The following is a 13,826-nucleotide window of genomic DNA, read 5'->3' as shown; positions in this document are numbered from 1 at the left end:
GCGTTTAAAAATGACCGTACTTTCACAATAAAAAACAAGGCCGCCACACTAGGCGGTCTTGTTTTTAGACGTAGATCATATTTTTAAACATTTCTGCTTGAAAATCACAGGCAAGGTCACTATGTTAGAACTAAGGATTCAAACCGAGTCGTTCGACTCATTACACAAGAGGTAAATGCTATGACAGTGAATATCACCAGCAAACAAATGGACATCACCCCTGCAATCCGTGCGCATGTTGAAGAGCGTCTTGCCAAGTTGGACAAATGGCAAACTCAGTTAATTAATCCTCATTTTATTTTGAATAAAACCCCGAAAGGTTTTTCTGTGGAGGCTTCTATCGGCACCCCGAACGGTAACTTATTAGCCAGCGCGGAAGCCGAGGATATGTATAAAGCAATTAACGATGTAGAAGAAAAACTTGAAAGACAACTCAATAAGTTACAACACAAAAGCGAAGCGCGCCGTGCCGATGAGCGTTTGAAAGATTCTTTCAAAGAATAAGCGTTAGCTCTACGAGACAGAAATGTTGTTGTAAAAACATAAAAATAAAACACCGCACTTTATTTTACGAGATAAAGTGCGGTTTGTTTTTAGTTAATATTTTCATTCGTGCAAAAGGCAGAAAGCGTATTGCCCAAAGGCGTGATTAATCAATCAAACCCGCCTTCATTAAAAAGCGATAAATGCCGTCTTGCTCAAGCGGTTCCGCCACATGATCGGCAATCGCTTTGAGTTTTTCATGACCATTGCCCATGGCGACACCTACGCCCACGGTGTTTAGCATTTCCAAATCGTTTAATTGATCACCGAACGCCATCACATTGTCCATCTGTAATCCCAAATGTTTGACCACCGCTTGAATACCACGGGCTTTTGAGCCTTCCGCATCAAATAAATCCACAGAGTCTTCATGCCAACGCACCACACGTAAGCCATCTAATATGCCTGAATTTTGCACCAATTCATCCTGCTCTGCACGATAAAACGGCAACACTTGCCCAATATCGTTTCCTTCAAAAAAGGTTTTATCCACAATGTAATCTTTCAAAATCGGATCCATGGCGCATTGCACCACGGCATTCCGCTCCGAAACGGCGACCGTATGATCCGACACAAAGGCATAAGGCATATGATGCTGTTCAAAAAAATGTACCAAACGGCGAATTTTTTCCGTTGGAATCACATGTTTCTCAATGACTTGCCCGCGATAACTTGCCATCTGCCCGTTCATGGTCACAAATAAATCAATGCCTTCCTGCTCAATCACCTGATTTAATTTCTGTGGGAATGCACAACGCGTGCGCCCGGTGGCAATGGCTGGAATAATGCCATTTTCTTTCAACTTACGCATAAACACAGGCACCGTTGCCGGCAGGAAATCGCGGTGCTTCATAAACAACGTGTCATCGATATCAAAAAAGACCAGCTTAATTTGGTCGCGATAATTTGGAATCGTCATCTTCTTTCTCTTTTCTGTCAATGTCAGGCAAAACGGCTTGATTTTAGCATTTTTGCGAGGGAGATCCTAAAATTGCGCCCAAAAACACCGAAAAAACACACCGCACTTTATGATGAATCTGTTTTCTCTCAATCAAGTGCGGTCGTTTTTATGAACCTTTTTCAATCCTGCTGTGTGCATTGCCACACGCCACTGAAACTTGCCAAACACGGTTTATGTAGCCGTTGTAATCGAACGATTCAGCGTTTTCCTTATTGCGGTTGTTGCGGTGCGGAACTGAGGGAAAACGCCTTGCACTGTGGCAACTGTTTGCAGCAAGAACCGGCGTGGGATCGCATGGTAATTATCGGGCGTTATAACGAACCGCTTTCCACGCTGATTCATCGGTTTAAATTTCAACGGCAATTTTGGCTGGATCGCACGCTGGCACGTTTATTATATTTAGCCATTCGCAATGCCCGTCGTACGCATGGATTAATGCTGCCTGAGGTGATTCTGCCGGTACCGCTACACCATTTTCGACAGTGGCAACGAGGGTATAATCAAGCCGATCTCTTGGCGCGCCAACTGGCTAAGTGGTTACACATTCCTTGTGTCAATGATGTGTTACTTCGCACCAAACGGACGCCGACTCAACGGGGCTTGAGCGCCAAAGATCGGCGAAAAAACTTGAAAAATGCCTTCCAACTTTCCGCCAAACGCCGGCATTTTCCGTATCGTCATGTGGCATTAATTGACGATGTGATCACCACCGGTTCAACATTAAACGAAATTGCCAAGCTGTTACGCCAAGCCAATGTGGCACATATTCAAGTGTGGGGATTGGCGCGAACATAAACGCCATAACAAGGAAAAACGGAATTTATTGCAGCAAAAGGTAGAAAAAAAAACCGGTAAAGCGTATTATGCCCGACAAAATCAATCAAGTTTGTGGGGAACGTTTTCATGCAAAAAATAGCCATTTCAGAGGCTGCACAAGCCCATTTCCGTCGTCTGCTTGATCAACAAGAAGAAGGCACCAACATTCGTATTTTCGTTGTCAATCCGGGTACACCAAGTGCGGAGTGCGGTGTGTCTTACTGCCCGCCCAATTCGGTGGAAGCAAGCGATACCGAAATGAAATACGACACTTTTTCTGCCTTTGTGGACGACATTAGCCTACCGTTTTTAGAAGATGCCGAAATTGATTATGTGACGGAAGAATTAGGCGCACAACTCACCTTAAAAGCGCCAAATGCCAAAATGCGCAAAGTGGCAGACGATGCACCGTTAATCGAACGCGTAGAATATGTGATTCAAACCCAAATTAATCCGCAATTAGCCAGCCACGGTGGTAAAATTACCTTATTGGAAATCACCGATGACGGCTATGCGATTCTACAATTCGGCGGCGGTTGTAACGGTTGTTCCATGGTAGATGTGACGTTGAAAGACGGCGTGGAAAAACAATTAATCAGCCTCTTCCCGAACGAACTCAAGGGCGCAAAAGACGTTACCGAACACCAACGTGGCGAACATTCTTATTATTAATAAAACAGCCGAGTGATTTGAGCCAAGTAAATGCCTTGGCTCTTTTTTTGTTCATAGGCATTTCAAGAAAAAAACGCTACAATACCGCACTTATTAACCCTTAAAAGAGAAGTTATGACCGCACTTAATGTATTAATTTACCCCGAAGATCACCTGAAAGTGGTTTGCGATCCGGTTGTGGACGTGAACGATGAGACACGCAACATTATTGATGATATGTTCGACACCATGTATCAGGAAGAAGGTATTGGCTTGGCCGCACCGCAAGTGGATATTTTGCAGCGCATTATTACCATTGATATTGAGGGCGATAAACAAAATCAGTTGGTATTCATCAATCCGGAAATTTTGGCATCCGAAGGGGAAACCGGTATTGAAGAAGGGTGTTTGTCGATTCCTGGCTTTCGTGCGTTAATTCCTCGCAAAGAAAAAGTCACCGTTAAAGCGCTCGATCGCAATGGTCATGAATTTACGCTGGAAGCAGACGGCTTATTGGCGATTTGTATTCAACATGAAATCGATCATCTCAATGGCATTTTGTTTGTGGATTATCTTTCTCCGCTCAAACGCCAACGAATTAAAGAAAAGCTTGTTAAATTGAAAAAACAACGCGAAAAACAAAAAGCATAGTAACCTCCCAAAGTGCGGTGATTTTTAACCGCACTTTTTTCATCCCGCCCTGTTGATGTAATGATTATAGGACTCTCATCATGTGGTTTAAAAATGCCCTGATTTATCGAATCACCAAGCCGTTAGATTGGTCGATCGACACCCTTGCGCCACAGCTTGAACAACACCGCTATCAGCCTTGCGCACAATCGGACATCCTTAAGTTTGGTTGGTCAACGCCGTTGAAAGGCAGCGAATCCCTGTATTTTGCCGTGGGCAAACAGATTTTATTGCTTGCTCAAAAAGAAGAAAAAATGTTGCCGGCACACGTCATTAAACGTGAATTGGAGGCGCGCATAGAAAAAATCGAACAGGCAGAAAACCGCAAGTTAAAAAAAGTGGAAAAACAAACCTTAAAAGACGATGTCATTGCCACGCTCTTGCCGCGCGCTTTTAGTAAATATCAACAAACTGCCTTGTGGATTGATGCGGAAAACCAGCTTATTTATGTTGATGCAGCGTCCGCTAAACGTGCAGAAGAGACGTTGGCATTGTTGCGTAAATCCTTAGGGTCGCTGCCGGTTGTGCCGTTAACGTTTGCCAACGAGCCGGGATTGGTGATGCAAGAATGGATTGCGCAAGGGCAGGTGCCGGAATGGCTAGTGCCATTGGAAGAAGCCGAGTTACGCGATGTCAACAATGGGGTTATTCGTTGTAAACAACACGCGCTGGATAGCGAAGACATCCTCACTCTCGTCCATTCCCGCTACGTGACGAAGCTGGCATTGGAATGGGAAGATCGCCTCAGTTTCGTGTTAAACGAAGACTGTAGCTTAAAGCGTCTCAAATTTGCCGATGCCGTTCGGGAAAAAAATGACGATATTTTAAAAGAAGATTATGCGCAGCGTTTCGATGCCGATTTCGTGCTGATGACCGGTTTACTCAGCCAGCTCACTGAAAACCTCTTGCACGACTTCGGCGGCGAAAAAGTGCGGTTATAATTTAATATGAATTTCACTCGTTAATGTAAGGGAAAAAATAATGTGGTCAGAGATTTTTATTGGCTATGGCGTATTTATTTTAGAAGTGATTACGTTGCTTTTGATGGTTGTCGCCGTGGTAACAACGGTCATTTCAATTAAACAGAAAAAACACACACAATCCGGGGAATTGATTATCACGGATTTGTCCAAAACCCTTGAAGAAACCGGCAAGGCATTGCGTGAATTTCATTTTACCGATGACGAACTCAAAGCCGCAGAAAAAGCCGAGAAGAAAGCGGAAAAAATGAAAGCAAAAGCCTTGAAAGCACAGCGCAAAAAAGGCGAAGCAACACCGGACGAACAAAAACCAACCCTTTATGTGTTGAATTTTAAAGGCGATGTTGCCGCCAGCCAAACAACGGCGTTAAGAGAAGAAATCAGCGCTATCATTCAAACTGCAAAGCCTAACGATGAAGTTTTGTTATGTTTGGAAAGCCCCGGCGGCATGGTGCATGGCTATGGCTTAGCCGCCTCGCAGTTGGCACGCTTAAAACAGCATGACATTAAACTCACGGTCGCGGTGGATAAAGTAGCCGCAAGTGGTGGTTATATGATGGCCTGTGTGGCCGATAAAATTGTTTCGGCGCCCTTTGCGATTATCGGCTCAATCGGCGTAGTGGCACAGGTACCTAACGTTCATCGGTTACTGAAAAAACATGATGTGGACGTGGATGTGATGACAGCAGGCGAATATAAGCGCACGGTGACGATCTTAGGGGAAAATACAGAAAAGGGAAAACAAAAATTCCAACAAGAATTAGACGAAACCCATCAACTGTTCAAACAATTTGTCGCCCAATATCGACCGCACTTAGACGTGGATCGTGTGGCAACGGGAGAACATTGGTTTGGGCAGCAGGCGTTGCAGTTAAAACTGGTGGATGACATTATGACAAGCGATGATTTGTTATTGCAGGCAATAAAAGAAAAACACGTTGTTGCATTGCATTACGCTGTAAAAAAACCTTTCTTACAAATCCTCGGAAAGCAAGCGGAAGAAAGTGCAGGTAACCTATTGTTAAACTTAATAAAAAACAATAAACACACATTCATGTAAAACAAATTCTACGCTTGTTTCACAGAACATTAACAGCCCAATTAACTTATTGAGTTTGTTGGATTTGTCAACGTATTTATGCCAATTTTGTGTAAATCTGTGGAATTTTCCTGTTTTTTGTTTTACATGGATAAGGAAAGTTTGCTAATATGGGTCGCTTTTAACCAAAAACTTACACATAAATCATTTCACTAACCTATAAGGTAAATTAAATGAAATTATCACATTTTTTACTTTCAGCTATCGCAGTCACGACGTTGGTTGGTTGCGGTAACCTCAGCAAAGTATCCAAAGAAGGGACACCTGTTGAGGGAACAGAGTTAGTGTGGCCGAAGATTGAAAAATCTAAGTTTAACCACGATGGCACACAACTCGGTTCATGGCCGAATTGGGATAATGTTCGTATGATCGAAAGAGGTATGAACAAAGACCAAATTTATAACCTCATCGGCGTACCTCATTTTAGCGAAGGCTTATTTGCTGTTCGTGAATGGGATTATGTATTTCACTATCGTGAAAACGGTGAGCATAAAATCTGCCAATACAAGATCTTATTTGACAAAAATATGGATGCCCAAAGCTTCTTCTGGTATCCAAACGGCTGTAACGGCAACTCCACATTTTCTTTAACGGCTGATTTCTTGTTTGACTTCGATAAAGATACCTTAACCGAACAAGGCAAATCCGTAGTAGATAACGTGGCAATGCAATTAAGATCATCTCCGGCGAAAGAAGTAAGAGTCGCTGGTTATACTGACCGTTTAGGTTCTGAATCTTATAACTTGGATCTTTCCCAACGTCGTGCAGAACGCGTTAAATCACGTTTAATCGAACGTGGTATCGCGCTTCCAATTACGGCTATCGGTTACGGTAAAGCGCACCAAGTGAAAGCGTGTAACAGTGAAAAAGGTCAAGAATTAATTCGTTGTTTACACCCTAACCGTCGCGTTGAAATTACCTCTTTCAACACCGCCTCAGGCGCAATGCCAACATTGAAAGGTGTTCAAAGCGGACATCGCGATCCAGCATACTTGTACTAAGTACGCATTGTCATATTGACATCAAGCTATTCCATAGAAAGGGCAATTTAATCTGCCCTTTCTTTTTCGTTTTTCTTAATCTTGCCTTTCCTCTTAATTCTTCAAATTTTTCTTTCAAGCGCCTCATAGCGTTGTAACACATCATGCACAAGCTTATTGGCAAGTGCCACATAGTTGCCATGAAAACGGCTACTGAAGTTAAGCAAATGATAAAGCTGATAAATGATTTTCCGTGCTTGATACCCTTCCTCTAACGGGAAAGTGCGGTGGTAATTTTCATAGAATTCCTGTGGGAACGGCTCGAATAATTCGGTAAAGGCTAAATCACATTCCCGATCGCCCCAATAACAAGCCGGATCATAGGTCACGGTGTGTCCGTCAATGTTGGCACAGTTTTCAATCCACAAGTTGCCGTGTAAAAGCGAGGGTTTTGGCTGATGTTTTGCCAATAATGTAGCAACGGCTCTAATGATTTTTCCGTTGTCCCCGAAATGCAGATTTTTCTCTGCGCAGAGTTGTAATTGCCAACCAATACGTTGTTCACTGAAGAATTTCGCCCAATGGGAACCCCATTCGTTCGGTTGATATTGCGGCCCGAGCCAGGTATCAAAAGATAAACCGTAATTTTCCGAACCTTGATATTGGTGTAAGCGTGCCAGTTGCTCGCCAAATTCTGCCATATTTTGTGGCGTATTCGGCTGCATTGCTAATCCTTCCAACAACAGAAAACTGTGATTTTGCGAACAACCGACGCCATAGACTTCCGGCACACGAACGGTATTGGTTTTTGCCAACATGATTAACTGATCCGCTTCAGCACGGAACATGGAACGGTAGGACTTTTCATTCATTTTCACAAAAACAGGTTGAATGCCATCATCAATGATCCAAGATTCATGCATTTCGCCGGTATGAATTTTGGTTTTATTTTTGATGGAATAATACGCCCCGAATTGATCAGCTAACACTTGAGAAATCGACTTCCACATACGCTGTTCCTTTTGCTGGTGAATCATAAGAACAGTGTAAAAGATTAAGGGAAAATTACTGTGATATAAGTCAAAATTTGAGCATTTGGTTGTCATTCTAAAATATGCTAGAATTTCGCACCGCACTTGGCTTGTCCGTGGTAAGGACGATAAAAGTGCGGTACTTTTTTAAAACGTTTTTTAATTAAATGAAACAAGCCACCTTGCGTATGGGTGACCACTGTATAAGGATGCATTATGCCAGTTATTACTTTACCTGACGGTTCACAACGTCAATTCGATAAACCTGTTACCGTATTAGAAGTTGCACAAAGTATTGGTGCAGGTCTTGCCAAAGCGACCATTGCTGGTCGTGTCAACGGCGAACGTAAAGACGCCTGCGATCTGATTACCGAAGATAGCACATTAGAAATTATTACTGCCAAAGACGAAGACGGTTTGGAAATTATTCGTCACTCCACAGCGCACTTACTCGGTCATGCGATTAAACAATTATTCCCGGATGTCAAAATGGCCATCGGCCCAACGATCGACAACGGTTTCTATTATGATGTGGATTTAGACCGCTCTTTAACCCAAGAAGATATTGATGCCCTTGAAAAACGCATGTTGGAATTGGCGAAAACGGATTACGACGTGATTAAAACGCCGGTCAGCTGGCAAGAAGCAAGAGATACGTTTGAAAAACGTGGCGAGCCGTACAAAATGGCGATCCTAGATGAAAATATCGAACGTACTGCAACACCAGCGCTTTATCATCACCAAGAATATATTGATATGTGTCGTGGCCCGCATGTGCCGAATATGCGTTTCTGCCATCATTTCAAATTACAAAAAATTGCCGGTGCCTACTGGCGCGGTGACAGCAAAAACAAGATGTTGCAACGGATTTACGGCACGGCTTGGGCAGATAAAAAACAACTGGATGCCTATTTGCAACGCTTGGAAGAAGCCGCAAAACGTGACCACCGTAAAATCGGTAAAGCGTTAGATTTATATCATATGCAAGAAGAAGCACCGGGCATGGTGTTCTGGCACAACGATGGTTGGACGATTTTCCGCGAATTGGAAACCTTTGTACGTACCAAATTAAAACAATACGATTACCAAGAAGTGAAAGGTCCGTTCATGATGGACCGCGTGTTGTGGGAAAGAACAGGCCACTGGCAAAACTACGGCGATTTGATGTTTACCACACAATCGGAAAACCGCGAATACGCCATCAAACCGATGAACTGCCCGGGACACGTTCAAATCTTTAACCAAGGGTTAAAATCTTATCGCGATTTACCAATTCGTATGGCGGAATTCGGTTCTTGCCACCGTAATGAGCCTTCCGGTTCTTTACACGGTTTAATGCGTGTACGCGGTTTCACGCAAGACGACGCCCATATTTTCTGTACTGAAGACCAAATTGAAAGCGAAGTGACCAGCTGTATCCGCATGGTTTACGATATTTACAGCACCTTTGGCTTTACCAATATCTTCGTTAAACTTTCAACCCGTCCGGAAAAACGTATCGGTGCGGATGAAATGTGGGATCGCGCAGAGCAAGGTTTAGCCAACGCGTTAAAACACAATGGGCTTGAATATGAAATTCAAGAGGGCGAAGGTGCGTTCTACGGCCCGAAAATTGAGTTTGCTTTACGCGATTGCTTAGATCGTGAATGGCAGTGCGGGACTATCCAATTAGACTTTGCGCTCCCGGGTCGCTTAAATGCGTCGTATGTGGCGGAAGATAATGATCGCCGTACACCGGTAATGATTCACCGTGCGATTTTAGGTTCGATTGAACGTTTCATCGGTATCATCACCGAAGAATATGCCGGTTTCTTCCCGGCATGGTTAGCGCCAACGCAAGCGGTTGTGATGAACATCACTGACTCTCAATCCGAGTACGTGCAAGAAGTCGCGAAAAAGCTATCCGATGCAGGTTTACGCGTGAAAACCGATTTGCGTAACGAAAAAGTCGGTTTCAAAATCCGCGAACACACCTTACGCCGCGTGCCTTATATGCTGGTTTGCGGTGATAAAGAAATCGAAGCCGGCAAAGTGGCGGTACGTACCCGTAAAGGTCAAGATCTCGGCACATTCACGGTGGAAGAATTCTTAGAGATTCTGAAAACACAAGTGAGAAATCGCGACTTGAAATTATTAGGCGAAGCGTAAGTTCCGCTATTTACGCAACCACATCAAAGTGCGGTTAAAATTAACCGCACTTTTTTTATGCCTGCCCTTGTTGCATAATAATTGGCATTCAGAAAGACGCACTGTCGTATGCCCCGTGTTGCAGGAAAAGATCTGCGCCACAGCATTCGCACCGCAAACGGTAAAATCACACTGACCATAACGTAGAACATGATGAAACCACTCAATATTATCTTTGCCGGCACGCCGGACTTTGCTGCACAGCATTTACACGCTTTGCTCAATTCTTCCCATAACGTTATTGCCGTTTACACCCAGCCGGATAAACCTGCCGGTCGCGGTAAGAAATTGCAAGCCAGCCCGGTAAAACAATTAGCCGAGCAACACCAGATTCCTGTCTATCAACCGAAATCCTTACGAAAGGCAGAGGCGCAATCCGAATTGTGTGCGTTGCATGCAGATGTCATGGTCGTGGTGGCTTACGGCTTAATTTTACCCCAAGCCGTCTTAGATGCACCAACCTATGGTTGCTTAAATGTGCACGGTTCTTTGTTGCCGCGTTGGCGTGGTGCAGCACCGATTCAACGGGCAATTTGGGCAGGCGATGCACAGACCGGTGTCACGATTATGCAAATGGATGCCGGGTTGGACACAGGCGATATGTTGCACAAAGTCTCTTGTGAGATTTTGCCGACAGAAACGTCCGCCAGTCTTTACAACAAACTGGCAGAGCTTGCGCCGTCGGCATTAATTGATGTATTGGATAATTTAGGAACCGGTAAATTCACCGCGGAAAAACAAGATGACACCCAAAGTAATTATGCTGACAAACTTTCCAAAGAAGAAGCCAAGTTAAATTGGCAGCTATCGGCTGCGCAGTTGGAACGCAACATTCGCGCATTTAATCCTTGGCCAATGGCTTATTTGGAATTAATGGATGGACAGAATAATCCGCAAACGCTGAAAGTGTATCAGGCAACCGTGTTGCCCCATGTGAATAACACGCCGGGAACGATTTTAGCCGCTGATAAACAGGGCATCCAAATCGCGACAGCGGATGGCGTACTGAATTTATTGCAATTACAACCCGCGGGCAAGAAACCGATGTCTGCTCAGGATTTATTAAATGGACGTGCTGATTGGTTCCAAGTGGGTAAGGTGCTGGCCTAATGGAAAAACAATACTCATCTAAAAAAACACCGCCAAAAACAACCACACTTTCTACACGAGCGATGGCGGCGAAAGTGATTTTGCAAGTATTGGATGAAGGGAAATCCTTGTCTACGTTGATACCGGAAGCGCAATCTTCGGTGAAAGCGCAAGATTTACCTTTGTTGCAAGAAATTTGTTTCGGTATATGTCGCGTATTGCCTCGTTTGGAACAAATCATCAAACGCCTTGTGGATAAACCACTTAAAGGCAAAACGCGTATTGTGCATTGTTTGTTATTGGTCGGTTTATATCAGCTGCTTTATATGCGTGTGCCGGCGCATGCCGCGGTAGATGAAGTGGTGAATGCGACAAAATCCTTAAAATCTGACAGTTTTCGAGGTTTGGTGAATGGGGTGCTGCGTCGATTTTTGCGCGAACAAGATGATATTCTTGCGATTGTGGATAAACATTGGCAAACGCTGCATCCTGATTGGTTTGTGAATAAACTGAAAAAGGTTTATCCGAACTGGCGCGAGATCATTGACGCCAATAATCAAAAGCCACCCATGTGGTTACGGGTGAATACGCAAAAAAACAGCCTGGAAACTTACCACACTTTATTAGCGGTACAGCAGATGGAAACGCAAGTAACGTCTCATCCGCAGGCGCTGGGGTTAACTCAGCCAACCGCCGTGCAAAATTTACCGTTGTTTGCCGAAGGTGGTGTGACAGTTCAAGATCTTCATGCACAATGGGCGGCGTTATTATTACAGCCACAAAATCATGAGGTTATTTTAGATGCCTGTGCGGCACCGGGAGGCAAAACCACCCATATTTTAGAACTGGCACCACAGGCTGATGTGATGGCGTTGGATGTGGAAGAAAATCGTTTGCAACGCGTGAAAGAAAATTTAGCGCGGATGCAACAGCAGGCGACAGTCGTGTGCGGTGATGCGGCGAATCCACAAGCATGGCTAGACAAATTGGGCAAAAGTGCGGTGCGTTTTGATCGCATTTTATTAGATGCACCTTGTTCTGCCACCGGGGTCATTCGCCGTCATCCGGATATTAAATGGTTGCGTCAAGAGGCCGATATCGATCAGCTGGTTGCCTTGCAAAGACAGATTTTAGACGCCCTGTGGCATTATTTAAAACCGAACGGGATATTGTTGTATGCCACGTGTTCTGTGCTTGCAGAGGAAAATGCGCAGCAAATTGAACGCTTTTTGCAAAAGACACCGGACGCACAATTGGCGGCACTAGATCTACCACCTGATGTGCTGGCGCACAATCAAAGTGCGGTCGGTTTTCAGTTTATTCCGCAAATCAATGGTGGCGATGGCTTTTATTATGCGAAATTGATAAAACGTCAGGGCTAACGTTAGCCATGGAGAGAATCAAATGAAGATAATTATTTTAGGCGCCGGACAAGTGGGTTCGACTTTGGCAACGAATTTAGTGAGCGAAGATAATGACATCACGCTGGTTGACGATGAGTCGTTGAATTTAGAACATTTGCAAGACAAACATGATTTACGCGTCATGCAAGGCCTCGCCTCTTCGCCTAAAATTTTGCGTGATGCCGGTGCGCCCGACGCAGATTTATTAATTGCAGTAACCAGTTCTGACGAAATTAACATGGTTGCCTGCCAAATTGCATATACCCTATTTAATACGCCCACCAAAATTGCCCGAATTCGTAACAGTGAGTACTTGAAAGAAAAAGAAAAATTATTTTCTACCGATGCCTTTCCGATTGATCACATTATTTCCCCGGAAAATTTGGTCACACAGGATATTGTCCGTTTAATCAGCTATCCCGGTGCATTACAGGTGGCGTATTTTGCGAAAGATAAGATCAGTTTGGTTGTGGTAAAAGCCTATTACGGTGGGCCGTTAGTGGGATATTCCATTTCCACACTAAAAGAACATTTGCCGCACATTGATTGCCGTATCGTATCGATTTTGCGCCAAGATAAAGTCATTCGCCCACAGGGCTCAACAATCATTGAAGCCGGCGATGAAGTGACCTTTATTTGTGCTACGGTACACATTAAAGCAGTCATGAGTGAACTGCAACGCCTCGAAAAACCCTATAAGCGCGTGATGATTGTCAGTGGTGGGAATATCGGTGCCGGCGTGGCAAAACAACTGGAAGCCCATTGTTCGGTGAAACTCATTGAACGAAATGCCGAACGGGCAACTGCGCTGGCAGAAAAATTGTCAAAAACCTTAGTGTTTCACGGAGATGCCTCCGATCAAAACCTATTATTTGAAGAGCATATTGAAAACATTGACGTGTTCCTTTCCCTTTCAAGTGACGATGAAGCGAATATCATGTCGGCATTGCTTGCCAAGCGTCTTGGTGCGAAGAAAGCGATGGTATTAATTCAGCGTATGGCCTATATCAATTTGATTCAAGGCGGTACCATTGATATTGCCATTTCGCCACAGCAAGCCACGATTTCAGCCTTGCTAGGACATGTCCGCAAAGGGGATGTGGTAAACGTCGTGTCTTTACGCCATGGTTTAGCAGAGGCATTAGAAATTGTGGTTCATGGCGATGAAAACACCTCTAATGTCATCGGCCGTGAAATAGGATCGCTGAAACTGCCAACCGGGACCTTAATCGGTGCTATTTTACGCGACAATGATGTGATTATCGGCAACAGCCAAACGCTGATTCAAGAGGGCGATCATGTCATCGTGTATTTAAGTGAGAAAAAATACATTTCTGATGTGGAGAAATTATTCCAACCGAGTGCGTTCTTTATTTAAACAAGAAAAAATTGTGCT

At 44.2% G+C, this 13,826-nt stretch carries 14 protein-coding genes; 11 read left to right on the top strand and 3 right to left on the bottom strand.

Translation table 11 applies throughout. The features are described 5' to 3' along the window. Window positions 1-180: 180 nt before the first annotated feature. A complete protein-coding gene (gene raiA / locus AC30SF_RS00920; RefSeq protein WP_296027482.1) occupies window positions 181-504 on the top strand; it encodes a ribosome-associated translation inhibitor RaiA in 324 nt (107 codons plus the stop codon). Window positions 505-649: 145 nt separating this feature from the next. Here raiA and AC30SF_RS00915 read toward each other — a convergent pair whose 3' ends face one another. Beyond that, window positions 650-1,462, bottom strand: a complete 813-nt coding sequence (locus AC30SF_RS00915; RefSeq protein WP_021616829.1) for a Cof-type HAD-IIB family hydrolase — start codon at window positions 1,460-1,462, stop codon at window positions 650-652. Window positions 1,463-1,612: 150 nt separating this feature from the next. Between AC30SF_RS00915 and AC30SF_RS00910 the strand changes: the two genes are divergently transcribed. The 6 genes from AC30SF_RS00910 to AC30SF_RS00885 all read left to right on the top strand — a co-directional run bounded on the left by AC30SF_RS00910 (window position 1,613) and on the right by AC30SF_RS00885 (window position 6,741). Continuing rightward, the gene (locus AC30SF_RS00910) at window positions 1,613-2,299 is read left to right on the top strand and encodes an amidophosphoribosyltransferase (protein WP_489608294.1); all 687 of its coding nucleotides are present in this window, start codon (window positions 1,613-1,615) and stop codon (window positions 2,297-2,299) included. Window positions 2,300-2,407: 108 nt separating this feature from the next. Beyond that, a complete protein-coding gene (gene nfuA, locus AC30SF_RS00905) occupies window positions 2,408-2,992 on the top strand; it encodes a Fe-S biogenesis protein NfuA (protein ID WP_489607259.1) in 585 nt (194 codons plus the stop codon). Between the two features lie 114 nt (window positions 2,993-3,106). After that, window positions 3,107-3,622 carry a peptide deformylase gene (gene def / locus AC30SF_RS00900; RefSeq protein ID WP_021616832.1) on the top strand — a complete coding sequence of 172 codons (516 nt, stop codon included), beginning with the start codon at window positions 3,107-3,109 and terminating at the stop codon, window positions 3,620-3,622. Window positions 3,623-3,699: 77 nt separating this feature from the next. Further along, entirely contained in the window at window positions 3,700-4,602 is a 903-nt protein-coding gene (gene rdgC / locus AC30SF_RS00895) for a recombination-associated protein RdgC (protein ID WP_489608293.1), read from the top strand. Between the two features lie 40 nt (window positions 4,603-4,642). Then, entirely contained in the window at window positions 4,643-5,701 is a 1,059-nt protein-coding gene (gene sohB / locus AC30SF_RS00890) for a protease SohB (protein WP_489607258.1), read from the top strand. Window positions 5,702-5,913: 212 nt separating this feature from the next. Then, on the top strand, window positions 5,914-6,741 hold the full coding sequence (locus AC30SF_RS00885; RefSeq protein ID WP_209363570.1) for an OmpA family protein: 828 nt from the start codon (window positions 5,914-5,916) through the stop codon (window positions 6,739-6,741). A gap of 101 nt (window positions 6,742-6,842) precedes the next feature. On the opposite strand, the gene AC30SF_RS00880 is transcribed toward AC30SF_RS00885, so the two are convergent. Both AC30SF_RS00880 and AC30SF_RS00875 read right to left on the bottom strand, forming a co-directional pair. Continuing rightward, window positions 6,843-7,730, bottom strand: a complete 888-nt coding sequence (locus AC30SF_RS00880; RefSeq protein WP_489607257.1) for a fructosamine kinase family protein — start codon at window positions 7,728-7,730, stop codon at window positions 6,843-6,845. A gap of 107 nt (window positions 7,731-7,837) precedes the next feature. Then, entirely contained in the window at window positions 7,838-7,966 is a 129-nt protein-coding gene (locus AC30SF_RS00875) for a hypothetical protein (protein ID WP_489607256.1), read from the bottom strand. Window position 7,967: 1 nt separating this feature from the next. Between AC30SF_RS00875 and thrS the strand changes: the two genes are divergently transcribed. The 4 genes from thrS (at window position 7,968) to trkA (ending at window position 13,808) form a co-directional block, all read left to right on the top strand. Beyond that, entirely contained in the window at window positions 7,968-9,899 is a 1,932-nt protein-coding gene (gene thrS, locus AC30SF_RS00870; protein WP_489607255.1) for a threonine--tRNA ligase, read from the top strand. Window positions 9,900-10,091: 192 nt separating this feature from the next. Beyond that, window positions 10,092-11,048: a methionyl-tRNA formyltransferase gene (gene fmt / locus AC30SF_RS00865; RefSeq protein WP_489608292.1), complete on the top strand. Its 957-nt coding sequence runs from the start codon at window positions 10,092-10,094 to the stop codon at window positions 11,046-11,048. Next, window positions 11,048-12,409 carry a 16S rRNA (cytosine(967)-C(5))-methyltransferase RsmB gene (gene rsmB / locus AC30SF_RS00860; RefSeq protein ID WP_489607254.1) on the top strand — a complete coding sequence of 454 codons (1,362 nt, stop codon included), beginning with the start codon at window positions 11,048-11,050 and terminating at the stop codon, window positions 12,407-12,409. Before fmt ends, rsmB begins: the two co-directional genes overlap by 1 nt. A 22-nt stretch (window positions 12,410-12,431) precedes the next feature. Next, on the top strand, window positions 12,432-13,808 hold the full coding sequence (gene trkA, locus AC30SF_RS00855; protein WP_296027493.1) for a Trk system potassium transporter TrkA: 1,377 nt from the start codon (window positions 12,432-12,434) through the stop codon (window positions 13,806-13,808). Window positions 13,809-13,826 lie beyond the last annotated feature (18 nt).

The organism is Aggregatibacter valvarum, from assembly GCF_980468985.1.
Note: the sequence above shows the minus strand (reverse complement) of the source record. Positions and strands in the feature narration are given on the sequence as shown.